24 protein-coding genes and 1 pseudogene are annotated in these 23,606 nt (G+C 65.1%); 12 read left to right on the top strand and 13 right to left on the bottom strand.

What is annotated here, in order from left to right; all coding sequences use genetic code 11:
* Positions 1-126 precede the first annotated feature (126 nt).
* Together AADJ02_RS10195 and AADJ02_RS10190 are read left to right on the top strand one after the other, a co-directional pair.
* Positions 127-852 (top strand): alpha/beta hydrolase, encoded by a 726-nt coding sequence (locus tag AADJ02_RS10195; RefSeq protein ID WP_341212893.1) that lies wholly within the window; start codon positions 127-129, stop codon positions 850-852.
* Between the two features lie 34 nt (positions 853-886).
* Positions 887-1,210 (top strand): annotated as a pseudogene (locus AADJ02_RS10190) (SDR family oxidoreductase); the annotation flags it as partial.
* A 96-nt stretch (positions 1,211-1,306) separates the two neighbouring features.
* Here AADJ02_RS10190 and iolG read toward each other — a convergent pair.
* From iolG to iolD, 5 genes are read right to left on the bottom strand one after another with little or no spacing between them, the layout of a single operon-like run.
* Positions 1,307-2,296 carry an inositol 2-dehydrogenase gene (gene iolG / locus AADJ02_RS10185; protein ID WP_341212892.1) on the bottom strand — a complete coding sequence of 330 codons (990 nt, stop codon included), beginning with the start codon at positions 2,294-2,296 and terminating at the stop codon, positions 1,307-1,309.
* Between the two features lies 1 nt (position 2,297).
* Positions 2,298-3,128 carry a class II fructose-bisphosphate aldolase gene (locus AADJ02_RS10180; RefSeq protein WP_341212891.1) on the bottom strand — a complete coding sequence of 277 codons (831 nt, stop codon included), beginning with the start codon at positions 3,126-3,128 and terminating at the stop codon, positions 2,298-2,300.
* Positions 3,125-3,982 (bottom strand): 5-deoxy-glucuronate isomerase, encoded by an 858-nt coding sequence (locus tag AADJ02_RS10175; RefSeq protein ID WP_341212890.1) that lies wholly within the window; start codon positions 3,980-3,982, stop codon positions 3,125-3,127. The genes AADJ02_RS10180 and AADJ02_RS10175 overlap by 4 nt, the downstream gene beginning before the upstream one ends.
* 11 nt (positions 3,983-3,993) lie before the next feature.
* Positions 3,994-4,965 (bottom strand): 5-dehydro-2-deoxygluconokinase, encoded by a 972-nt coding sequence (gene iolC, locus AADJ02_RS10170; RefSeq protein WP_341212889.1) that lies wholly within the window; start codon positions 4,963-4,965, stop codon positions 3,994-3,996.
* Positions 4,965-6,833, bottom strand: coding sequence for a 3D-(3,5/4)-trihydroxycyclohexane-1,2-dione acylhydrolase (decyclizing) (gene iolD / locus AADJ02_RS10165; protein ID WP_341212888.1), 1,869 nt, complete (start codon positions 6,831-6,833; stop codon positions 4,965-4,967). The genes iolC and iolD overlap by 1 nt, the downstream gene beginning before the upstream one ends.
* Positions 6,834-6,969: 136 nt before the next feature.
* On the opposite strand from iolD, the gene AADJ02_RS10160 reads away from it, so the two are divergent.
* Genes AADJ02_RS10160 through AADJ02_RS10150 form a run of 3 tightly spaced genes read left to right on the top strand, consistent with a single transcriptional unit; the run spans position 6,970 to position 10,131 of the window.
* Positions 6,970-8,073: a Gfo/Idh/MocA family oxidoreductase gene (locus AADJ02_RS10160; RefSeq protein WP_341212887.1), complete on the top strand. Its 1,104-nt coding sequence runs from the start codon at positions 6,970-6,972 to the stop codon at positions 8,071-8,073.
* Positions 8,074-8,092: 19 nt separating this feature from the next.
* Positions 8,093-8,986 (top strand): TIM barrel protein, encoded by an 894-nt coding sequence (locus AADJ02_RS10155; RefSeq protein ID WP_341212886.1) that lies wholly within the window; start codon positions 8,093-8,095, stop codon positions 8,984-8,986.
* 11 nt (positions 8,987-8,997) lie between these two features.
* A complete protein-coding gene (locus AADJ02_RS10150) occupies positions 8,998-10,131 on the top strand; it encodes a Gfo/Idh/MocA family oxidoreductase (RefSeq protein ID WP_341212885.1) in 1,134 nt (377 codons plus the stop codon).
* A 118-nt stretch (positions 10,132-10,249) separates the two neighbouring features.
* Here AADJ02_RS10150 and AADJ02_RS10145 read toward each other — a convergent pair whose 3' ends face one another.
* Positions 10,250-11,257, bottom strand: coding sequence for a LacI family DNA-binding transcriptional regulator (locus AADJ02_RS10145; RefSeq protein ID WP_341212884.1), 1,008 nt, complete (start codon positions 11,255-11,257; stop codon positions 10,250-10,252).
* Positions 11,258-11,447: 190 nt separating this feature from the next.
* Here AADJ02_RS10145 and AADJ02_RS10140 point away from each other — a divergent pair, with 190 nt between their 5' ends.
* The 6 genes from AADJ02_RS10140 to AADJ02_RS10115 all read left to right on the top strand — a co-directional run bounded on the left by AADJ02_RS10140 (position 11,448) and on the right by AADJ02_RS10115 (position 16,831).
* Positions 11,448-12,395, top strand: a complete 948-nt coding sequence (locus AADJ02_RS10140) for a sugar ABC transporter substrate-binding protein (protein ID WP_341212883.1) — start codon at positions 11,448-11,450, stop codon at positions 12,393-12,395.
* Between the two features lie 71 nt (positions 12,396-12,466).
* Complete coding sequence (locus AADJ02_RS10135) at positions 12,467-13,585, top strand: ABC transporter permease (RefSeq protein ID WP_341212882.1); 1,119 nt, start codon at positions 12,467-12,469, stop codon at positions 13,583-13,585.
* A 1-nt stretch (position 13,586) separates the two neighbouring features.
* A complete protein-coding gene (locus tag AADJ02_RS10130) occupies positions 13,587-14,366 on the top strand; it encodes an ATP-binding cassette domain-containing protein (protein WP_341212881.1) in 780 nt (259 codons plus the stop codon).
* A 292-nt stretch (positions 14,367-14,658) separates the two neighbouring features.
* Complete coding sequence (locus AADJ02_RS10125; RefSeq protein ID WP_341212880.1) at positions 14,659-15,420, top strand: amino acid ABC transporter substrate-binding protein; 762 nt, start codon at positions 14,659-14,661, stop codon at positions 15,418-15,420.
* Between the two features lie 8 nt (positions 15,421-15,428).
* Entirely contained in the window at positions 15,429-16,103 is a 675-nt protein-coding gene (locus AADJ02_RS10120; protein ID WP_341212879.1) for an amino acid ABC transporter permease, read from the top strand.
* Entirely contained in the window at positions 16,100-16,831 is a 732-nt protein-coding gene (locus AADJ02_RS10115) for an amino acid ABC transporter ATP-binding protein (protein ID WP_341212878.1), read from the top strand. Before AADJ02_RS10120 ends, AADJ02_RS10115 begins: the two co-directional genes overlap by 4 nt.
* Positions 16,832-17,114: 283 nt before the next feature.
* Here the strand turns inward: AADJ02_RS10115 and AADJ02_RS10110 are convergent, their stop codons facing one another.
* From AADJ02_RS10110 to AADJ02_RS10080, 7 genes are all read right to left on the bottom strand, one after another.
* Complete coding sequence (locus AADJ02_RS10110) at positions 17,115-18,647, bottom strand: catalase (RefSeq protein WP_341212877.1); 1,533 nt, start codon at positions 18,645-18,647, stop codon at positions 17,115-17,117.
* 190 nt (positions 18,648-18,837) lie between these two features.
* Entirely contained in the window at positions 18,838-20,184 is a 1,347-nt protein-coding gene (locus AADJ02_RS10105; protein WP_341212876.1) for an NAD(P)/FAD-dependent oxidoreductase, read from the bottom strand.
* A 43-nt stretch (positions 20,185-20,227) separates the two neighbouring features.
* Positions 20,228-20,590, bottom strand: coding sequence for a hypothetical protein (locus AADJ02_RS10100; RefSeq protein ID WP_341212875.1), 363 nt, complete (start codon positions 20,588-20,590; stop codon positions 20,228-20,230).
* A 4-nt stretch (positions 20,591-20,594) separates the two neighbouring features.
* Positions 20,595-22,010, bottom strand: coding sequence for a mercury(II) reductase (gene merA, locus AADJ02_RS10095; protein WP_341212874.1), 1,416 nt, complete (start codon positions 22,008-22,010; stop codon positions 20,595-20,597).
* 10 nt (positions 22,011-22,020) lie between these two features.
* A complete protein-coding gene (merF, locus tag AADJ02_RS10090) occupies positions 22,021-22,257 on the bottom strand; it encodes a mercury resistance system transport protein MerF (RefSeq protein WP_341212873.1) in 237 nt (78 codons plus the stop codon).
* Positions 22,254-22,550 carry a hypothetical protein gene (locus tag AADJ02_RS10085; protein ID WP_341212872.1) on the bottom strand — a complete coding sequence of 99 codons (297 nt, stop codon included), beginning with the start codon at positions 22,548-22,550 and terminating at the stop codon, positions 22,254-22,256. Before AADJ02_RS10085 ends, merF begins: the two co-directional genes overlap by 4 nt.
* 17 nt (positions 22,551-22,567) lie before the next feature.
* Positions 22,568-22,966, bottom strand: a complete 399-nt coding sequence (locus AADJ02_RS10080; RefSeq protein ID WP_341212871.1) for a mercuric transporter MerT family protein — start codon at positions 22,964-22,966, stop codon at positions 22,568-22,570.
* Positions 22,967-23,039: 73 nt separating this feature from the next.
* On the opposite strand from AADJ02_RS10080, the gene AADJ02_RS10075 reads away from it, so the two are divergent.
* Positions 23,040-23,471: a helix-turn-helix domain-containing protein gene (locus AADJ02_RS10075; protein ID WP_341212870.1), complete on the top strand. Its 432-nt coding sequence runs from the start codon at positions 23,040-23,042 to the stop codon at positions 23,469-23,471.
* The last annotated feature ends 135 nt before the right edge of the window (positions 23,472-23,606 follow it).

The following is a 23,606-nucleotide window of genomic DNA, read 5'->3' as shown; positions in this document are numbered from 1 at the left end:
ACATCGACGCGGGCGGTGTCAGCTGGCTCCGGGCCGCTGCGGCGGCGGGTTTTGCCGCCTATGCGCTGGACCTGCGCGGCTATGGCCGCTCGGGCGATGCCGACTGGCGGGCGCGGGCCTTCGCCGATGGCTTCGGGCCCGGCCTGCACCGGGCCCGAAGCCATCGCCGATATCGGCGTCGCCATGGATTTTATCACCAACCGTCACAATGGGCCCGCCGCGCTGGTCGGCTGGTCTTGGGGCAGCACGACCTGCGCGCGCTACGCCACCGGGGCGGGGCGTGGCATGGTCGGGGCGCTTGCGCTCTATGCCCCCATCTTTGCCGAGCGCAACGAGGCGTGGCTGGCAGAGCTTGACGATCCCGATACCCCCGGGCAGCGCCGCCCGCTCGGAGCCTACAGGCGGATCGGCGTCGAGGATTTGCGCCAGCGCTGGGATGCACAGCTTCCCCCTGGCGCGAACGACTGGCGCGAGGAGATGGTGCTGCAGGAGTTGGCACGCGTTAGCCTTCTGGACGATCCCACGGCCCGGACCATGACACTGCCGGCCTTCTGCGTGCCCAACGGCACGCTGGTTGACCTGTGGGAGTGTTTCAGCGGCCGGCCGATCTATGATCCCGGCAAGATCGATTGCCCCACGCTGTTGATCCGGGGCACGCAGGATCCGACGTCGACCAGAAGCGACATGCTGGCGCTTTTCGACCGGCTGGGCACGGCCGAGAAACAGTATCTCGAAATCGGCAATGGAACCCATTTCATCAACGCCGAGCGGCGCGCCCCCGCGCTCTTCTCGGCGGTGCACGCGTTCCTGCATCGACACGCACGCGCCGCGAAATCAATAGGCGAGCTTTGATAGAGATCAACACCATCGCCGTAACCATGGGCGGTTGCTCAACTTTCAGGGCGGGATACGCGTGCCTTCCTAAACCGCCTCCAAGCATTGCGTGGACTGGCTGACCAAGCCCTTGGCAAATGAACGGGCATCCCGGCGCATCAATGTGAACGCCATCGCACCGAACTACATCGCGACCAACAACCTCCAGACCCTGCACGGCGACCCGGAGCGAAGCTATGCGATCCTCGACCGGATTCCCGCCGGGCATTGGAGCGTGCCCGAGGATATTGCCGGAACGGCGGTGTTTTTCGCCCCGCCCGCTGCGGACTACAACTTCGGCGCGGTGATCAACGTCGACGGGGGTTGGCTGGCACGGTGTGATATGCGCGATCCTTGGGCCGACGGCGGCGCGATACCCACCGCGCCGGCCCACGTTTTTTCAGTCAGGCAGATCGGAGGCAGGTGCGACTTGTTAGTTGAGTCGCACCACCCGCCCTTCCCGCCACGACAGATCGGCCGCATCGGCAAGAAGCTGTGCGCGTAGCCCGTCGGCAAGGCTCGGAGTGATAGCGCGCCCTTTTGCCACGCAATCCACGAAGTGCCGCATCTCGGCCACGTAGGCCATGGCGTAGCGTTCGAGGAAGAAGTCCTGCGCCGGAGACCGGCAGAACCCCTGCGGACCGGCGATCTCGACCGTATCGCGCAGCATGTTGTCAGCGCGCAGCATCGCCTTGGCACCGTGCACCTCGATCCGCTGATCGTAGCCATAGCTGGCGCGGCGCGAGTTCGAAATCTGGCAGATCTGCCCCGAAGCCGTGGTTAGCGTCACCGCCGCGGTGTCGGCGTCGCCCATCGCGCCGATCTCGGGATCGACCAGCGCCGCGCCAACCGCGTAGACCGAGACCGGCTCTTCGCCCAAGAGGAACCGCGCCATGTCGAGATCGTGGATCATCATATCGCGGAATATCCCGCCCGAGCCCTTGATGTAAGACGGCGGCGGCGGGCTGGGGTCGCGCGACAGGATCGTCACGATCTCGACCGCGCCGATCTCGCCCGCCGCGATGCGGGCCTGAATGGCGGCAAAGTTCGGATCGAAACGGCGGTTGAAGGCGGTCATGAAGGGCACGCCGGTCACCTCGACCACTCGCATGCAGTCTCGAATGCGCTCGGCCGAGAGATCCACCGGCTTTTCGCACAGGATCGCCTTGCCCGCGCGGGCGGCGGCGTGGATCAGGTCGTAATGCGTATGGGTCGGCGTGCCGATCACCACCGCATCGACCCCCGCATCCTCGATCAGCGCCTCGGCGGTCATCGCCCGCGTGCCGCAGCTGCCGGCCAGCGCCTGCGCCGCCTCGGGCATGGCATCGGCCACGGCCGCGACGCGCGCATTTCCCATCCGGTTCAGCGAGGCGGCGTGAACCTGGCCGATGCGGCCGCAACCCAGAAGTCCGACGTTCAGCATCTCATGCTCCCTTGAAGTCGCGCAGCACGCCACGCGCAGCCGCGACGAGTGGGTCGTGCAATTCGGACAGGATCGCCACCCGGTCAAATCGGTCCGGGTCACGCGCCAGCGCCGCGCGCAACTCTTGTCCGAACACCATGCGCAACTCGGTGCCGATGTTGAACTTGGCGATGCGCGAGCCGCGCGCCAGCGCCCGCCGCTGCGCCGCAGGTACGCCGGAGCCACCATGGATTACCAAGGGCACCTCCGTTTGCGCCTCGATGGCACGGATGCGTGCCTCGTCGAGCCCGCCCTCGCCGCCTCGCTGCAGATGCGTGTTGCCGACCGAGATTGCCATGGCGTCGATGCCGGTCTCATGTGCAAAACGCGCGGCCTCCTCGGGGTCGGTTCCGGCCGAGGCTTCGCCACCCGCATAGCCGACAAAGCCGATCTCCCCCTCGCAGGAGACACCGGCGTCGTGCGCTATAGCCGCTATGGCCTTGGTCTGGGCGATGTTCTCGTCGAGCGGCAGCCGTGAGCCGTCGAACATCACCGAGGTGAAGCCCGAAGCGATTGCCTCGCGGCACTCGGCCTCGGTGTAGCCGTGGTCGAGATGCGCCACCACCGGGACCGAGGCCCCTTGGGCCAGATGCCGGAACATCGCGCCGAGGACCGGGAGCGGCGTGTGTTTACGGCAGGACGGCCCGGCCTGAAGGATCACGGCCACGCCCTCGGCCTCGGCTGCGGCGACATAGGCGCGCATGTCCTCCCAGCCCAGTGTGACGAGACCGGCCACCGCATGGCCCTCGCGCAGCGCAGGCTGCAGAACTTGGGAAAGCGTCGCGAGCGTCATTTGAACTTGGCCACCATGTCCATGATCCCCGGGATCGTGTGCAGCTGTGCTGCATGGGTCGGCTGGAAATACTGCTTGAGGCTGCGCTGGCTCAGGCCGCCGAGGATGGTGAAATAATACATCTCGTATCCCGGCAGCACCGCGCAGGGATGATAGCCCTTGTCGATCATGACGGTCGAGCCGTTCATGATGTGATAGGCATCGCCCGGCTCGTTGTCCTCGCGCTGGAGCATCTGCAGCCCCGAGCCGTAATCGGGCCTGAAGCGGAAGTTGTAGGTCTCGTCGTGGCGGGTTTCGATCATCTCGCCATCATCGCCACGCCGGTCGGTATCGTGCTTGTGGCTGGGAAAACCCGACCAGCCACCCTGCCCGACGGTGTAGAGCTCGCTCACCAGCAGGCGGCCGACGCGGTCGTGTTGGTTGGCCCCGAGGATGTGCTTGATCTTGCGGTGCGTCTTGGTGTCGTCGGAGCCGTATTGCACCCGGTCGATCCCGTCTTCGCGCACGTCGAAGGGCTCCAACACACGGTCGTATTTCGCGCCCGCGATGAAGACCTCCGTGGCCTCGCTGCGGCAAGTGATGCGGGTCTGCGCCCCGACTGGGACATAAACGCCCTCCGGCTCGCCGTCCCAGACGTCGGTGCCGCGTTTGCCGAGGCTCTCGAAACCCATGCCCTCGACATCGACATCGACCGTACCGGTCGCGGGCACCACGCAGGTCTCGTAGCCCGGCACGGCGTAGTCGAAGCTTTCACCCTGCTTCAGCTTGACGATGTTGAAGTAGTTGAGCGGCACCAGATCGTGCTCGGCATCGACGATGGGCTGGTTGCGGTTGTCATGGGGTGCGATGTGCATGGGATGTCCTTTCAGCCTTGCGTGGGGCCGGGATGGGTGTCGAGAAAGGCCTGCAATTCGGCCGGATCGGGCATGGCGGGGGCGCAGCCAGGCTTGGCCACGACGATCGAGGCGCAAGCCGACCCACGCAGCACCGCCTCGCTTAGCGGGCGCGCCTCTGCGAGGCCGGAAATCAGCCCGGCCATGAAGCTGTCGCCCGCGCCGGTGGGTTTGAGCGCGTCCACCGGGTAGATGCCAGTGCGCAGTTCCTCACCGCCCGCGAAGGTCACGGCACCCTTGTGGCCCATCTTGTAGATCACCAGTTCGGCGCTCTCGGAGAGCGCGCGGGCATAGGCGAAACCCTTGTCGACGCCGCCGGCCATGAAGCCGAACTCCTCGTCATTGCCGACGATCACATCCGACATGCTTCCTGCGCGTGACAAAACTTCGGCGGCAACCTGCGGCGAGGGCCAGCTATAGGGACGGTAATCCACGTCGAAGATCACCGGCAGACCGGCGTCGCGCGCCAGATCGAAGGCACGGAAGGCGGCCGCGCGCGACGGCTCGGCCGCAAAGACCGTGCCGGCGGTGATCACCGCATCGAAGGACGCGTAATCCACCGCCTCCACATCCGAGACCTCCATGCGGAAATCGGCGGCGTTGTTGCGGTAGATGACGCTCTGGTGTTCTTCGACCCGCGCCTCGACGAGGGCAAGAGAGGTGCGCTCTTCGCCCTGCACCTGGCGCACATGGCGTCGGTCGATGCCATAGGCGTCGAGCTGGTCTTCGCAATACCACCCCACCGCGTCGTCCGACACGCAGGTGACCAGCGCCGCGCTGCCGCCGAGTTTTACTAGCCCCGCCGCGATGTTGGCCGAGCTGCCTCCCATCGACACCATCATTTCGCGCGCCTCGCGGGTGCGGGTGCCGGGGGGCATGGCGGTCAGATCCATGCCCACCCGCCCGATCACCAGAAAGCGGCGTCCCTTCAGTCTCTCCAGCATCACACCCCCCGCCTCTGACGGGCGCGGCCCTGTTCCTGACTTTCGTGCGCAGAGCGCACCCGGTCGCTCGTCGTGACCTCTGGCGTGCCGACCTCCCACCAGGCGTGGCCTTGGGTGGTCCAGCCCTCATAGGCATCGACCTTCATGACGATGACTTGGCTACGGGCGCTCACCTTGGCGCGCTGGAACGCCTCACCCAACTCGGCGGGGTTTTCGACCGTCACGGCCTCGGCACCCTGCGCGCGGGCATGCGCCTCGAAATCGACGGCGAAGGGCTCGGGAATGGTCGGGCAATCGGCGAGCAGGTTGTTAAAGCTCTCGTTGCCGGTGTTGTTCTGCAGCTTGTTGATGACCGCGAAGCCGCCGTTGTCGAGCACCAGCACGATCAGCTTCTTCCTGCTGAGGACAGAGGAGTAGAGATCGCTGTTCATCATCATGTAGGAGCCGTCGCCGATGAAGACGATGGTATCGCGCTCGGGTTCGCGCTGCTCTTGGGCGATCCGCGCGCCCCAGGCGCCCGAGATCTCGTAGCCCATGCAGGAAAAGCCGAACTCCACATCGACGGTGCCGATCCCCCGCGTCCGCCAGTTCGCCGTGACCTCGGCCGGAAGCCCGCCCGCCGCCGCGACGATCCGGTCGCGCGGGTGGCACAGATCGTTTACCACGCCGATCGCCTGCGCGTAGGAGTTGGGACGATTGCCGGGGGTCACGTTCTGGGCGACGTAATCGTCCCAATCGCGGCGCTCGGCCTGCGCCTTGTCCACCCATTCGGAGGGGGCGGCATAGTCGAGCCCCTGCCCCAGCGCCTTCAGCGACCGCTTCGCATCGCCCACGACAGGCAGCGCGCGGTGCTTGCCCGCGTCGTGCCGCGCGGCATTGATCGCCACGATCTGCGCGCGCTCATCGAAGGCCGTCCAAGAGCCGGTGGTGAAATCCTGCAGCCTCGTGCCGACGGCGAGGATCACATCCGCCTCTGCCGCGATGGCATTGGCGCTGTCCGACCCGGTCACGCCGATGGGGCCGATATTGAGCGGATGGTCTGCCAGAAGGTTGGCGCGCCCCGCGATGGTCTCGACCACCGGGATGCGGTGCGCTTCGGCAAATGCGGCGAGATCCTCGGCCGCGCGCGAATACTGCACGCCGCCGCCGGCGATGATCATCGGTCGCTTAGCCGCAAGAAGTGCGGCGCGCGCATCCGCGATCTCGGCCTCGTCGGGGGCGATGCGGCGGATGCGATGCACCTTCTTCTCGAACAGCTCTTGCGGGAAATCCCAGGCCCAGCCCTGCACGTCCTGCGGCAACCCGATGAAGGCCGGGCCGCAATCGGCGGGGTCGAGCAGCGTCGCCAGAGCGTTGGGCAGCGACTGGATGACCTGCGCCGGATGGGTGATCCGGTCCCAGTAGCGCACCACAGGCTTGAAGGCGTCGTTCACGCCGAAGGTGGGATCGCCGTAATTCTCCATCTGCTGCAGCACCGGGTCGGGCAGCCGCGTGAGGAACCCGTCGCCGCACAGCATCAGCATCGGCAGCCGGTTGGCATGGGCAAGGCCCGCGGCGGTGAGCAGGTTCATCGTGCCCGGCCCCGCGCTGGCAGTGCAGAACATGAAGCGCTGGCGCAGCCACTGCTTGGCGTAACCGGCGGCGGCAAAACCCATGCCCTGCTCGTTCTGGCCGCGATAGAGCGGCAGCTCTTCCTGCACGCCATGCAGCGCCTCGCCCAGACAGGTGACGTTGCCATGGCCAAAGATGCCGAAGCCGCCGCCGCAGACACGCATCTCCTCTCCATCGATCTCGATGTACTGCGCAGCGAGCCAGCGAATGATGGCCTGTGCCGTGGTCAGGTGGATAGTGCCTTGTATCGACGTCATTTGTGCGAACCCTCCCCGGGATTATCCGGCCTTTGTATTTCCGTCCCTGCCGAAATCTTGCTTGCGAGATGTCTAAACTCACGATACATCTTTTGCAACCGGTTGCAAAACCAAAGTGAGTGCGGGGAGGCAGAAGATGGCGCGGATCGGGATCGGCATTCTGGGTGGCGGCTACATGGGCAAGGCGCATGCGGTGGCCATGTCGTCGGTGGGCGCGATCTTCGACACCGCGCTCAAGCCCCGCTTGGAAATGGTCTGCGCAACCACGCCCCAAAGCGCCGAGCGCTACCGCGCGGCCTACGGCTTCGAGCGCGGCACCAATGACTGGCGCGCCTTGGTCGACAATTCCAAGGTCGAGGCCGTGGTGATCGCCACGCCACAAGAGACCCACCGCGAAATCGCCGAGGCCGCCTTCGCGCGCGGCAAACCGGTATTCTGCGAAAAGCCGCTGGGTGCGTCGCTCGAAGACAGCGCCGCGATGGTGGCCGCCGCCGAGGCCGCGGGCGTGGTCAACATGGTCGGGTTCAACTACATCCGCACGCCCGCGAGCCAGTTTGCCCGACAATTGATTGCCGAGGGCGCGATCGGCGAGATCACCTGGTTCCGCGGCGAACACACCGAGGATTTCTATGCCGATCCCGAGGCCCCGGCCACGTGGCGCACAACCGGCATGGCCAATGGCACTATGGGTGATCTGGCCCCGCATATGATCAACGGTGCGCTGGCGCTCTTGGGGCCGATCACCCGCGTCATGGGTACCTACGAGACCGTGCACCGCTCCCGCCCCGGCGGCGACGTGACCAATGACGACCATGCGCAGCTGATGTGCCGCTTTGGCAATGGCGCCATGGGGCAGATGTATTTCAGCCGCGTCGCGACGGGGCGCAAGATGGGCTATGCCTATGAAATCACGGGCACCAAGGGCGCGATCCGCTTCGATCAGGAGGATCAGAACGCGCTCTGGCTCTACCGAATGGAGGGACCGGAGGCGACGCGGGGCTTCACCAAGATCCTGACCGGCCCGGCCCACCCCGATTACGCTCCCTTTTGCCAGGGCCCCGGACACGGGACCGGCTATCAGGACCAGATCATCATCGAGGCCAAGGATTTCCTGACCGCGATCGCGCAAGGCAAGCCGCTCTGGCCCAGCTTCCGCGACGGGCACGAGGTCAACCGGGTGATCGCCGCGACGCTGGCCTCGGCGGAGGACGAGGAATGGAAAGACCTGACAGATTTCTGAGAACGGGAAACATCGAGACATGACCATCAGAATTGGCAACGCGCCGTGCTCTTGGGGCGTCGAATTTGCCGCCGATCCGCGCAATCCGACGTGGCAACACGTGCTCGAGGAATGCGCCGCGGCGGGCTACAAGGGGATCGAGCTGGGCCCTGTGGGCTTCATGCCCGAGGATCCGGCTGTCCTGCGCGACGGATTGGAGCGGCACGGGCTCGAATTGATCGGCGGGGTGGTGTTTCGCCCCTATCACGACCCGGACGCTTGGGACGACGTGCTGGACGCCACCCACCGCACGGCGAAGGCGCTGAAAGCGCATGGTGCGGAGCATCTGGTGCTGATCGATTCCATCTCGCCGCGCCGCGCCCCGACGGCGGGCCGGGCCGGTGAAGGCGAGCAGATGGACCGTGCCGAATGGACTGCCTACCGCGACCGCATCGCCGAATCCGCACGCATCGGTGCCGAGGAGTACGGGCTGACCGTGGGCATCCATGCGCATGCCGCGGGCTTCATGGATTTCGAGCCGGAGCTGGAACGGCTGCTGGATGAGGTGGACGAAAAAATCCTTAAGATCTGTTTCGACACGGGCCACCACTCCTACGCGGGCTTCGACCCAGTGGCCTTCATGAAGAAACATATCGACCGCATCTCCTACATGCACTTCAAGGATATCGATCCCGAAGTGAAGGCGCGTGTGATCGAGAACCGCACCGGCTTCTACGATGCCTGCGGTCAGGGCATCTTTTGCAATCTCGGCGAGGGCGATGTCGATTTCCCGGCCGTGCGGCAGGTTCTGCTCGACCATGATTTCAAGGGCTGGTGCACCGTCGAGCAGGATTGCGATCCGATGCTCGACCCCGACACGCTGGGGGACGCGCGAAAGAACCGCGAATACCTCGAATCCATCGGCTTCAAGTAAGGAGCGCCGACATGACGAAACTGAACTGGGGCATGATCGGCGGCGGCGAAGGCAGCCAGATCGGGCCCGCGCACCGGCTGGGCGCACTCGCCGACGGGCGCTTCGCCTTCGCCGCCGGTGCGCTGGACCACCGAGCCGACGAGGGCCGCGCCTATGCGCAGCGGCTCGGCATTCCCGCCGACCGCGCCTACGGCGACTGGAGCGAGATGCTAGCGGGCGAAAAGGGGCGCGACGACAGGATCGACCTCGTCACCGTGGCCACGCCCAACGCCACGCATTTCGAGATCACCAAGGCCTTTCTCGAGGCGGGCTTCAACGTGCTTTGCGAAAAGCCGATGACCATGACGGTCGAGGAAGGCGAAGAGATCGTGCGCGTGGCCCGCAAGGCCGGCAGGATCTGCGCCGTCAACTACTGCTACTCGGCCTATCCGATGGTGCGGCAGGCCCGCGCGATGGTACGCGCGGGCGAGTTGGGCAAGGTACGGCTAGTGGTCACCAATTTCAGCCATGGCCACCACGGAGATGCGACCGATGCGGACAATCCCCGCGTGCGCTGGCGCTATGACCCCGCGATGGCGGGGGTATCGGGACAATTCGCCGATTGCGGCATCCACGCGCTGCACATGGCGAGCTTCGTGTGTGACGATGAGGTCGAGAAGCTTTCAGCCGATTTCGCTTCGACCATTGCCAGCCGCGAGCTTGAGGATGATGCGATGGTCAACTTCCGCCTCGCGGGCGGGACGGTCGGGCGGCTCTGGACCTCTTCTGTGGCGATCGGACGGCAGCACGGCTTCGATATCCAGATCTTCGGCGAGACCGGCGGGCTGCGCTGGATGTCCGAACAGCCCAACCAGCTGCTCTATACGCCCCTGGGCGGGCGCACCCAGATCATCGAGAAAGGCGAGGCGGGGCTGCATGCCGAGGCGCGGCGTCTGAGCCGGGTATCGATCGCCCATCCCGAGGGCTTCCCGCTGGCCGTGGCCAACATCTATTGCGATCTGGCCGACGCGATCTCGGGCGAGACCCGCGACGGGTTGCCCGATGCCGAGGCCGGTGTGAGGTCGATGGCGGCGGTGCATCAGGCCGTGGTCTCGGCGCGTGAGAACGGCGCTTGGGTCGATGCCCGCCCGCCGATGTTCCGCTGATCAAGAACGGCGGGCCACGGGGTCTCAAGGCCCACCACTACGCCCGCGCCCGGAGGCGTTGAAGGAGACGCGTTGAAGGATCGGGCCCTTGGCGGTCCCGGTCCTGCCCGGCGTGGCGTCAGTTTGCTTTTGACAAAGGGCGCAGCGTGCTGCGTTCGACGATCCGGCAGGGAAACACCCGCGCCTCCGGATAGCGATCCGGCTCGGCCAGCATCGCCATGATCAATTCGATCGACGAGGTGACGATCTGCCGGATCGGCTGGTGGATCGTTGTCAGGTCGATCCCTGCCCAGCCCGCCATTTCCATGTCGTTGAGGCCCAAAACGCCGACCTTCTCCGGGACCGACAGCCCGTGATCACGCAGCGCCGAGAGCGCGCCGATCGACAACACATCGTCGCCGCAGAAATAGGCTTCTGCCGGAGCGGCCTGCAGCAGCCGCTGCATCTCGCGCCGACCGGCTTCAAAGGAATAGGCCCCGGCGAAGGAGACACTTGCCTCGATGTCGGGATGCGCTTCGAGCTCTGCCATGAAGCCCGCTTGGCGGTCCTGCGTCGAGGTCGCGCCCTGCGGCCCCCCCATGAAGGCGATGCGCTTGTAGCCGCGCGCCGCGAAGGTCTGCACCGCGAGGCGACCGCAGGCTCCGTTGTCGATGCCGACCGTGTGCACGCGCGGGTCCGAGGCATAGCGCCCGAAGGCGTTCACCACCGGAATGCCGGCCTCGTGAAAGGCGGGCGCGAAGCCCGGCGGCAGGGTCGACGAGGCGACAACCGCGCCATCGACCGAATACTGCCGCAGCATCCGCACCGAATGTTCGGGCGCGGTCTCATCCGAAAGATTGACCAAGAGGGGCCGCAGCCCCCGCTCCTGCAGGCCTCGGGTGAACAGGTCGAAGACCTCAAGGAAAACCGGGTTGTGAAAGTTGTTCGACACCAGCCCGATCAGCTTGGTCCGCCCGGTGGTGAGCGACGATGCCAAGGCGTTCGGGCTGTAGCCCAGATCGCGGGCCGCTTTCTCGACCTTGGCGCGCGTACGGGCCGAAACCGAGGCGCCTTCGGTGAAGCTGCGCGATACCGCCGAGCGCGACACGCCTGCCAGTTCGGCCACCTCCTTAAGCGTCACCGCCATTCCACCCCGCCTCCCATGCTGCGATTTCACTACCTACCCCATGATACGATCAGGAACAGCATGAGTTCCGGCAGAGGTTTTTGCAACCGGTTGCATAAATCAATCACCTGTGCTCTAACTCTGACTCGAAGGGCTGGTGGAGGACCGCTCTTTCGAGACGACACCGAGTGCAACAGGGAGAGAGAAGCCGATGACACCGATGCACAAGCTGATGCTGGCTGCGACCGTCGCCGCCACGCCGCTGATCGCCACCACCGCCGCGCAGGCCGAGGGTGAGAAATACATTCTGGTCAGCCATGCCCCCGACAGCGACAGCTGGTGGAACACCATCAAGAACGCCATCGCGCTGGCGGGCGATCAGATGGATGTCGAGGTGGAGTACCGCAACCCGCCGACCGGCGATCTCGCCGACATGGCGCGGATCATCGAGCAGGCCGCCGCAAGTGGCCCAGACGGCATCATCACCACCCTTGCGGATTACGACGTGCTCTCCGGTCCGATCCGCTCGGCGGTCGACAGCGGCGTCGACGTGATCATCATGAACTCTGGCACGCCGGAGCAGGCGCGCGAGCTGGGCGCGCTCATGTATGTGGGTCAGCCCGAATACGACGCGGGCCTCGCCGCAGGTCAGCGCGCCAAGGATGACGGCGTCGGCAGCTTTCTGTGCGTGAACCACTACATCAGCTCGCCCGCCTCGAGCGAGCGCTGCCAGGGCTTTGCCGATGGCTTGGGCATCGAGCTCGGCGACCAGATGATCGACAGCGGTCAGGATCCTGCCGAGATCAAGAACCGGGTGCAGGCCTACCTCTCGTCAAACCCCGACACCGACGCGGTGCTGACGCTCGGGCCGACCTCGGCCGACCCGACGCTTCTCGCGCTCGACGAGATCGGCATGGCTGGCGACATCTACTTCGGTACCTTCGATCTGGGCGCCGAGATCGTGGAGGGCATCAAGGACGGCATCATCAATTGGGGCATCGACCAGCAGCCCTTCTTGCAGGCCTACCTGCCCGTCGTGGTGATGACCAACTACCACCGCTACGGCGTGCTGCCCGGCAACAACATCAACTCCGGCCCCGGCTTCGTGACCGCCGACGCGCTGGAGATGGTCGAGAAGTTCGCCGGCGAATACCGCTGAGCGTCACGGGGGCGGCCCCCTCCCCTCGCGCCGCCCCCGTCCTTCAAACGATTTCCCGGAGTCAGTGGGCCATGGCAGACACACCGCAGCTCGTGATGGACGAGCGAGTCAAACAGATTTCACCGATGCGCCGCGCGCTGATCCGCCCCGAACTGGGCGGCATCGTCGGCACCGTGGCGGTATTCGTCTTCTTCGGCCTCTTCGCCTTCGACAGCGGCATGTTCAACAGCCAGGGCATCATGAACTGGTCGGTCGTCTCGGCGCAGTTCATGATCATCGCCGTTGGCGCCTGCCTCTTGATGATCGCGGGCGAGTTCGACCTCAGCGTCGGCTCGATGATCGGCTTTGCGGGCATGATGATCGCCATCTTCGGCGTCACCCTGGGCTGGCCGATGTGGATCGCGATCCTCGTGACCTTCGCGCTGTGCATCGCGATCGGCGCGCTCAACGGCTTCATCGTCGTGCGCACCGGGCTGCCCAGCTTCATCGTGACGCTGGCCTTCCTGTTCATCCTGCGCGGCTTCACGATCTTTCTTCCGCAGACCATCGAGCGCAAGACCATCATCGGCGGCATCCGCGAAGCGGCCGAGGGCGACTGGCTCGCCAATCTCTTCGGCGGCACCATCGGCAAGGGGCTCTTTACCTGGATGGGCGAAGCCGGGATCATCTCCACCTTCGAACGCGGCACCCGCGCCGGAGAGCCGGTGGTCGACGGCATTCCGATGCTGATCGTCTGGGCGCTAGGCCTCGTCGTGGTGGGCCATGTGATGTTGACGCGCACCCGCTTCGGCAACTGGATCTTTGCCGCCGGCGGCGACGCAGAGGCCGCGCGCAACTCGGGCGTGCCGGTCAACCGGGTCAAGATCACCATGTTCATGTTCACCGCCTTCTGCGCCACGGTCTTCGCCGCCTGCCAGGTGATGGAGTTCGGCTCGGCCGGGGCCGATCGGGGCCTTCTGAAGGAATTTGAGGCGATCATCGCCGTGGTCATCGGCGGTGCGCTTCTGACCGGCGGCTACGGCTCGGTCATCGGGGCGGCGCTTGGCGCGCTGATCTTCGGCGTAGTCCAGCAAGGGCTGTTCTTCGCGGGCGTCGAAAGCTCGCTGTTCCGGGTGTTCCTCGGGGTGATCCTGCTCTTCGCCGTGATCCTCAACACCTATATCCGCCGCATCATCACTGGAGAGCGCTGAGATGGCCGACCCCCTGATCCAGATGAAGAACATCGAAAAGCACTTCGGCTCGGTCATCGCGCTCGCAGGCGTCTCGGTCGACATCCACGCCGGCGAATGCCACTGCCTTCTCGGCGACAACGGAGCGGGCAAGTCGACCTTCATCAAGACGCTCTCGGGCGTGCACAAACCGACCCGCGGCGAGATCCTGTTCGAGGGCCGCGACATGCACTTTGCCGATCCGCGCGACGCCATCGCGGCCGGGATCGCCACCGTGCACCAGCATCTCGCGATGATCCCGCTGATGTCGGTGAGCCGCAACTTCTTCATGGGCAACGAGCCGGTACGCAAGATTGGGCCCTTTTCCTTCTTCGACCACGATCTCGCCAACCGGACCACGATGACCGAGATGGAAAAGATGGGCATCGTGTTGCGCGGGCCCGACCAGGCCGTCGGCACTCTGTCCGGCGGCGAGCGCCAGACCGTTGCCATCGCCCGCGCCGTGCATTTCGGCGCCCGCGTGCTGATCCTAGACGAGCCGACCTCCGCCTTGGGCGTGCGTCAGACCGCCAACGTGCTCGCCACCATCGACAAGGTGCGCAAGCAAGGCGTGGCGGTGGTCTTCATCACCCACAACGTGCGCCACGCCATGGCGGTAGGCGACCGCTTCACGGTGCTGAACCGAGGCCGCACTTATGGCACCGCCAAGCGCGGCGAGATCACCCCCGAGGAACTGCAGGACATGATGGCGGGCGGTCAGGAACTGGCGACGCTGGAGGGCAGCCTCGGCACCACCGTCTGATCGGCTGCACCATCGCGGGCCATCCTGTCTCAGGGCAGCTCGACCGGCCATGCGCCCGTCGATGCCGCCTCGGGGACGGGCCACGTGCGCGGCAGCCATGCCCATCGGCACCAGAGTGGACCGTTGCGGCGCGGCCGGTCCGGAACAGGAACCTTCAGGCAGCGGCATGGGAACGAACGTTGTTCCGTCGCGATCCTCACCGCCCGGACATTCGCTCTTATTTGGCCGGGGGCGTTGAAGGCCGGGCCGCGAGGAGGCAGGTATCGGCTCTGGTACGAACAGGAGCTTGAAGATGCTGAGAATGGTTATTGCCGCGACGATCGGTCTGTCCGGTGCCGCGTCTGCGCAGGAGAGCGAGACGCTGCGCGTCGGCATGTCTGGCGGGTATTTCCCCTTCACCTTCGTGCGTCAGGACGTGCTGCAGGGCTTTGAGGTCGATGTGATGAACGCGGTCGGTGAAGAAGCCGGGCTCGACATCGCGTTCGAGACCATGTCGTTTTCGGGACTGATCGGCGCGTTGGACGCCGGACGGATCGACACGATCGCCAACCAGATCACCATCACCCCCGAACGGGAGGCGGCCTTCGTCTTCACCCAGCCTTACGTGATCGACGGGGCTCAGGTCGTCACGAAGGCGGGCAACGACGACATCGGCGGTGTCGAGGACCTGCGTGGCAAGACGGTCGCCGTCAACCTCGGTTCGAACTTCGAGCAGCTTCTGCGCGACCTTCCCTTTGCAGACGAGATCGAAATCCGGACCTACGAGACCAACATCGAGCAGGACACCGCGCTTGGCCGGGTCGATGCCTTCGTGATGGACCGGGTCTCTTCGGCCCAAGTGATCAAGGAAAGCCCGCTGCCGCTGCAATTGGCCGGCGCACCGTTTTCCGAAATCCGCAACGCCCTTCCGTTTGGCGATACCGAAGAGGGCCGCAGCCTGCGCGATCGGGTAGACGCGGCGCTGACCGTACTGAGGGAGGACGGCACCCTGTCGGAGATCTCGCAGAAATGGTTCGACAGCGACATCACCTCCCCCTCGGTCGAAGCCGAGTGAACTGACCCGTGCCAGCGCTCGACATCGACTACATGCTGGGCCTCGTGCCCGTGATCCTCGGCTATGTGCCGCTGACGCTTTTCATGGCGGCAGTGGCCATGGTCTGTGCGCTGGTGCTTGCCTCATTGCTTGCGGTGGAGCGGGTAATCCGCGTCCCCGGGCTGGACTGGCTGGTCGTGCTGTTCATCAGCTTCTTCCGCGGCACGCCGCTGCTGGTTCAGCTTTTCCTCTTTTATTACGGGCTGCCGCAGGTGGTTTCGTTCCTCACCCAGATCAACGGGGTGACGGCCGCGATCATGGGTCTGACGCTGCATTTCTCGGCCTATATGGCCGAGGCGATCCGCGCGGCGATCACCGGTGTCGACCGCAGCCAGTGGGAGGCGGCGCAAAGTATCGGCATGACGCAGGCGCAGATGATGCGCCGGATCGTGCTGCCGCAGGCGGGCCGGATCGCGGCGCCGACGCTGGTCAACTACTTTATCGACATGATCAAGGGCACGTCTCTCGCCTTTACGCTCGGGGTGACTGAGATGATGGGCGCGACGCAAAAAGAGGCCTCCGGCAGCTTCCTTTATTTCGAGGCGTTCCTCGTCGTGGCAATCCTCTACTGGGTCATCGTCGAGACCTTGAGCCAAGGGCAGAAGCGGCTCGAAACCCATCTCAACAAGGCCTATGCACGATGATCTCGATCCGTGGTCTCACGAAACGCTTCGGCGGCACCCCGGTGCTCGACGGGATCGATCTCGATATTGCCGACGGCGAGCGCGTCGTCATCATCGGCCCCTCAGGCACCGGCAAATCGACGCTGCTGCGCTGCGTGAACTTTCTTGACCGGCCAGACGCCGGAACGATCAAGGTGGGTCACGTGAGCGTGGATGCCGCCCGTGCAACCAAGCACGACATCTTGGCCTTGCGGCGGGCGACCGCCTTCGTGTTTCAGAACTACGCTCTTTTTGCCAACAAGACGGCGAAGGAGAACATCATGGAGGCGCTCGTCACGGTGCAGGGGCACCCACGAGACGAGGCCGCGCGTCGCGCCCTCGCAGTGCTGGCCGAAACCGGCCTTGCCGAGAAGGCCGACAGTTACCCCTCGGCCCTGTCCGGGGGTCAGCAGCAACGCGTCGGGATCGGTCGTGCGATGGCGATCGGCGCCGATCTGATGCTGTTCGACGAACCAACCTCCGCCCTCGATCCGGAATGGGTCGGCGAGGTGCTCGAACTCATGCGGCGCGTGGCACAGCAGCGCCAGACCATGCTGATCGTCACGCATGAGATGCAATTCGCTCGCGAGATCGCAGATCGGGTCGTCTTCATGGATGGTGGCCGGATCGTTGAAGTTGGTCCGCCAGACAAGCTGCTGGACGCACCGCAGGACGAGCGGTTGCAGCGCTTCCTGCGCCGCGTCGGCTGAGGCCCCTCGCTGCCAGCGGCTATGTCGAGGCGACGTTGAAAAGGGCATTGGACGTCGCGGCAGGCGAATCCGCCTATTCACTGGCCCCGCGGAGCTGATTGCTCGACCGCTTATTGGTGACGGGCATAGGCGGTCAAAGTCGGCCCATCGAGGCCGGATCGGCAGTGATCCCGAGCGCCCATAAAGCGCTCAGGATCGGTCATTCCGGCAGGACGCCAATGTCTGGGACGTGGCTACGCAGAGATAATGGCGGGGCCGAGTGCCCCGCCTGCGCAGGTCGCGTCTATTCCGCCGCGCTCTTGCCGCTAATGCTCTCGGCGGATGCAAGACCCGGCGCATTCGACACTCCGCCCAGCTTCTCGCGCACCTTGGCTTCGATCTTGTTGCCGGTGTCAGCGTCGATGTTGCGCCAGTACGCGAAGGCGCGTTGCAGCACCTTCTCGCTGACCCCGTCGCACAGATGCCCGGCGACGTTCATCACGAGACGCTCGCGCGCCGCGTCGTCCATCACCTCGCGGACCAATTTGCCCGCCTGGCTCCAATCATCGTCGTCCTTCCGCAAGGTGTAGGCCTGGCGCACCATCTCCCCATCCGCGTGCCACAGGCCAGCCTCGCCGCGCGGGTCGGGCTGTGCTGTGGGACCACCATAGGAATTGGGCGCGTAAACCGGGTCCGAGGCCTTCTCGGTCCGGCCAGCGCCATCCTTGGAATAGCTGTGGACCGGGCTTTGCGCCTTGTTCACGGGGATCTGCTTGTAGTTCACGCCAAGCCGGGCGCGATGCGCGTCCGCATAGGAGAACCCGCGCGCCAGCAACATCTTGTCCGGCGACAATCCGACGCCCGGCACCATGTTGTTCGGCTCGAACGCCGCCTGCTCGATCTCGGTGTGGAAGTCCGTCGGGTTGCGATCCAAGGTCAGCTTTCCAACCTCGATCAGCGGGTAATCCGAATGTGGCCATACCTTCGTCAGATCGAAGGGATTGATGTTATAGGTCTTGGCGTCCTCATAAGGCATGATCTGCCATTTCAACGTCCAGCTCGGGTGGTCGCCACCTTGGATCGCGTTGAAGAGATCGCGGCGGTGATAATCCCCATCGCTTCCCGCCAGCTTGTCAGCCTCATCCTGGCCCAGATAGGCGTTTCCGTCCCCCTGATCGGTGTGAAAATGAAACTTCACCCAGAATTTCTCGCTCTCCGCGTTCACCAGCGAATAGGTATGGCTCGAATAGCCATTCATCTCACGCCAAGTTTTTGGAATGCCCCTATCCCCCATGAGATAGGCCACCTGATGCGCGCTCTCGGGTGATAGCGTCCAGAAATCCCACTGCATGTCGTGGTCGCGCATGTCGTTGTCGGCGCGGCGTTTCTGGCTGCGGATGAAATGCTGGAACTTCAACGGGTCGCGAATGAAGAAGATGGGCGTGTTGTTTCCCACCATGTCGAAGTTGCCGTCTTCGGTGTACATCTTGACCGAAAAGCCGCGCGGGTCTCGCCACGTGTCAGGGCTGCCGCGTTCGCCTGCGACGGTCGAGAAACGAACGAGCACGTCGCATGTCGCGCCGGGCTGAAAGACCCTGGCCTTGGTAAAACGTGATACATCCTGCGTCGTCTCGAACCGTCCGAAGGCCCCGGCTCCCTTGGCGTGAGGCTGGCGCTCCGGGATGCGTTCCCGGTTGAAGTTTGCCATCTGTTCAAGAAGATAGTGGTCGTGCAGGACAATCGGACCATCCGGTCCCACGGTTAGCGAGTGTTCATCACTTTGAACGCGAATACCTGCATCCGTCGTGGTCGGCGGACCATCTTTTCCATGTGTCATCGTCACTCTCCCTGACGTTTGTCGAAGGACAAGCAACGGCTGGAATAGAGGTTCCCCCGGTGCCCATCACCCCGACATGTGGCGTTGGCTGCGGCCTATTGCCGGGACGAGGCAGCTTCGCAGATCCGGTAAGCGCCACAAAAGCCGGACCTTCGATGGTCGCGCACCACGAAGCCAAAGGCCCTAGCCGTCAGAACATCGATCCCACATCCGAGGCCGCCGTCGGATAGGCGGCAGGCATGGCCTTGAGCTGTTGCGCGGTCAGGCCGAGCTTGATCGCCAGCGAGAAGAAATTGATCAGCTCCGCGTAATCCGGCCCGAACAAATGCGCGCCGAGGATCATGCCGTCTTTGCCGGTGATGATCTTGGCGCCGGCATGGCTCTCACCGCGCCGCTTTTGAGAGAACCAGCCGGAGGTGTCGGTGAACGATACCTCGACGTCTCCGGCAGCGCGCGCCTCGGCTTCGAGTAGGCCGACGCGGGCCAGTTCGGGAATGGTGAAGACCACGCTCGGCACGCCAGTATAATCCGGCTCCACCTGCTTGTCCTTGAGCATGTTCGACGCCGCGATCTTGCCCTCGAACACGGCGACCGGGGTCAGCGGCTTGCCCGGCGATGCGGCGGCGTCGCCTGCAGCAAAGACGCGGGGGTTCGATGAAGATTGCAGCCAGGGTGTCACCTTCACGCCGCCATCCTCGGTCTCGATCCCGGCGGCGGCGAGGTCGAGGTGATCGACCGCAGGCACCCGGCCCGCGCCATGAACCACAAGATCGGTTTCGAGCTGGTGGCTTTGGCCGTTCTTGGCATAGGTCACGCACTCTGTCTCGTCCGTCGCCTCGATCCGCTCGGGCGTCGCTTCGGCGATGATCTCGATCCCGGCGGCACGGCTGCGGGCAAGCAGCATGTCGACAAGGTCGGGATCGAACATCTTGAGTTGCCGCGCGCCATGATCGAGGATCGTCACCTCTGCGCCCGCCCGTGCCGCGATATGCGCGAACTCGAACGAGATGTAGCCACCGCCGACAAATGCGATGCGCTTGGGCAACTCCTTGAGGTTCAGGAAGTCGGTGCTGTCGATCATCCGCTCCGCCCCGGGCAGATCCAGCGGGCGCGGCTTGGCACCCGTGGCGATCAGTGCGTGACGAAAGGCGATCTCGTCATGGCCATCGATCTTGATCCGGTCCTTGCCCGTGAAGCGCGCGCGACCGTGCAGCGTGCGCACGCCCGCCTCTTTCAGCCCGTCCTCCATGCTCTCGGGCACCGGGTCGGTGAAGCTCTCCTTGTGCTTCATCAGCGCGGGCCAATCGATTCGGGCCTCGCCCGCGACGCCCTTGCCTGAAAGCAGCCGCGCGGCGTCGACTGCTTCGGCCCCGGCGCGCAGCATCTTCTTTGGGTCGCAGCCCCTGAGCGCGCAGGTGCCGCCATAGGGAAGCACGTCGACGATGGCGACGGACCAGCCTGCCTTGGCGCATTTCTTGGCCGCCGCGATACCGGCCATGCCCGCACCGACGACGATGAGATCGAGTGTATCTGTCATGTCGCGTCCTTGTGTCTCGATTGTCGTTGGGTGTCAGCGGAGGTCAACGATAGCGGCCCAGCAATCGTTCACTGCCCCACCAGATCGCGGCCATGCCGCCTCCTGCCGCCAGCCCGAGCCAGAGCCAGCCGCTTTCGCCCAGCGGCACCAGCCCGGTCCCGTGGCCCAGCACCGGCAGGATCATTGCCAGCAGGAACGGGCCGGTGTAGCGGCAATGCACCCGGCCGCAGCGGCGTGCGTTGACCACGCAGGCCCCGCCCATCCAGGCCAGCGCCACCACCCAGATGGCTGTCTTGACGCCATCGGGCAGTGGGATCGCCAGCAACATCGCCCCGAGCGGCAGCCACCACGCCAGTACGCTGTTGCGTAGGGTCCCCAAGAGATCGTTCGTCGATTTGTCGGTCATGACCTCACCCTGCACAGCATGAGAGGGACGCGACGTCCTTCTCGAAGGTCTGGGCCGCAAGCTTCAGCCCTTCCACGGTGGTGAGGTAGGGCATGATGGTGTCACCCAGCTCCTCGTAGGTCAGCCCCGCCCTTAGCGCCATTGCCACGGTCTGGATGCTGTCGGCCCCTTCGGGTGCGAGGATCTGGGCGCCCAGCAGGCGCTTGGTCCCGGCTTCGGCCACCAGCTTGATCAGCCCGCGCGTATCGCGCGCGGCCAGCGCGCGTGGCACGGCGTCGAGGGGCAGCACGGATGTGACGATCTTGTGCCCGGCAGCCTGCGCCTGCGCCTCACTGAGCCCGACGCCCGCCACCTGCGGGTCGGAAAACACGACCCATGGCATCAGGCTGTTGTCGTAGAGCCGCGCCTCGCCGGCCAGCGCGTTGCGCGCAGCAAGCTTGGCGCCATAGGCGGCCATGTAGACGAACTGGTCGCGCCCGGTGACGTCGCCCGCGGCCCAGACCTGTGGATTGCTGGTCCGCATCTGCGCGTCGACCGTGATACCACCACGCGCATCGGTGGCGATCCCGGCGGCGGCGAGGTTGAGCCCGTCGCTGTTGGGCACCCGTCCCGTCGCCACGAGCAACCGCTCGGCGCGCAGCGTGTCCGCCCCGGTCACGCGCAGCTGCACGCCATCCGCGTCCTGCGAAACGCTTTCATAGCTCTCGACCCGCACCAGACGGACGCCTTCGTCCGCGAGATACCCCTCCAAGGCCTTCGACACCTCCGGCTCGGCTTCGGGCAGCACGCCACGGCGGCTCAACAGCGTCACCGCGACCCCGGCGCGGGCGAAGATCTGCGCCAGCTCGACACCGATGTAGCCCGCGCCCAGTACCAGCATCGATGCCGGAAGTGCGGTCATCTCGAGCGCCTCGGTACTGTCGAGCGCGTCGACCGCTTCGATGCCCGGAATCCGCGGCACATGTGGCCGCGCGCCCGTGGCGATGATGGCCTTTGCCGCAGGAAAGAGGTCTCCGTCGACGGTGAGCTGACCATCGGCGTCGAAACGGGCGCGACCCTCGATATAGTCGATCGTCTCGTGACGGCTCAGCACGTCGGCATATTTGGCCCCGCGCAACTCTTCGACCAGCGCCTGCTTCTGCGCCACCGTGGCGGCCCAATCGGTGATGCGAGATTCCGCCTCGAGGCCATCAAAGCGGCTGGTGGCGCGGGCGTGGTGAAGACTTTCGACGGCGCGGATCAGCGCCTTGGACGGGACGCATCCGACATTGACGCAGGTGCCGCCGATCGTGCCCGCACCGATCAACGCGACACGCGCACCGGCCTCGGCGGCGGTGATGGCGGCGGAGAATCCGGCGGATCCGGCGCCAATAACGGCGAGGTCATAGGGTTCGCCCTTTGGCGTGCAGCAGTCTTTCATGATGATCCTTTCAGCTCCGACGACGACGCCAGAGCGCGTAGAGTGTGATGCCGATGAACACGGCCAGCGCCGGAAACAGCACGTAGTCAATCCAGCCGAGCATGGCCGACAATCCGACCACGCCAAGCAGCACCACCAGCAGCGGCGTGAAGCAGCACAGCGCCACGATCACCGTGCCGATCAGGCCAAATTTTAGAAGACCCGATCTGTCGGGACGCGTCTGGGGATCGTCTTGCGGCGCACTCACGAGCCGGTCTCCGGTGACAACGCCGCGCCATAGCCGACACCGGTCACCGCCGAGATGATTTCATCGGGATCGGTCGCGGCATCGTCGTAGCGCAGCAGGTAGGTGCCGTCGTCGGACGTGCCTTCGGTGAAGGCGACGATCCCAACCGTATCAACGCGCTTCAGAGCGGTGGCGACGATGTAGCTGCACGACGGGCAGGTCAGGCCGGTGACGTCGAGCTTCATGGTGGCCTCTTCGGCCAGCGCACCGCCCGCCGAGAGGATCAGGGCAGCAGCAGAAATGAGTGATCTCATAATGTCGGAGCTCCTTGTCAGAATGTCAGGATCAGCGGGGCCAGCGCCGGAAAGGCCAGCGCCAGCAGAACGACGGCCAATGCGCTCCAGAGCAGGCTGCGCATCACGCCACGCTCGACAGGACGCGCACAGGCGCCGCTTGCGCAGTCCTTCTCGGCCACCGGACGATACGCGGCCCAAAAGCCATAGCCGAGCGCCCCGGCGGCGAGGCCGAAGGTGAGCCATTTGTAGGCGTAGAGCGCCGTGAGCTGGCCGATGAAGACGCCGGTGACGCCGAGGCTCACGAGCACCAGTGGCAGGATACAGCACGAGGTCATTGCCATGGCCCCGAGCACCCCGGCCCCAGTGGCAAGCCAGCCACCCCTTGCCGTGGATGCAGGCACCTCTTCGGTCTGCTGAATGTCGATTTCGGTCATCCCCGGTCCTCATTGCCGCTCGATGACAGGCAAGGTAGGGTCTGTAGCAACTACAGGATCAAGGAGTTTCTGCATGGAGCGCGATCACGCTGGCGCGAGCGGGCTGCGGCGTTCGGATCTGGCCCGAAAGACCGGCTGCAACCTCGAGACCATCCGCTATTACGAAAGCGTCGGGCTGATGCCCGACCCGCCTCGGAGTGCGGCGGGGCACCGCCGCTATAGGCAGGGCCATGTCGAGCGGCTGAGCTTCGTCATGCGCGCGCGGGAGCTTGGCTTCAGCATGGTGGAGATCCGTGGTCTGCTGTCTCTGGTCGAACGCGGGCATCATAGTTGCGCTGATGTCGAAAGGATCGGGCGTCATCACCTCGAGGTGGTGCGCTGTAAGATCCGCGACCTGCAGAACATCGAGGCGGTTCTGACCGACACCGTGTCGCGCTGCGGCGGGGGTGAAGCCGCCGGCTGCCCGCTTCTCGATGTCCTCTCCGACCAAGGCACCGTCTCGTAGGGCTGGAGATGCCGCGCCGTTTGATCGCGAATGCCAAAGCATTGCCGGAACATGATCAGCTTATCATGGCAGGGAACGGCAGGTCACTTTGTCCAAAGCACTTCGATCATCCCTGCAGACACTCGCCACTTGGCT

The sequence above is a fragment of the uncultured Limimaricola sp. genome, assembly GCF_964022235.1.
Lineage (GTDB): Bacteria > Pseudomonadota > Alphaproteobacteria > Rhodobacterales > Rhodobacteraceae > Limimaricola.
Note: the sequence above shows the minus strand (reverse complement) of the source record. Positions and strands in the feature narration are given on the sequence as shown.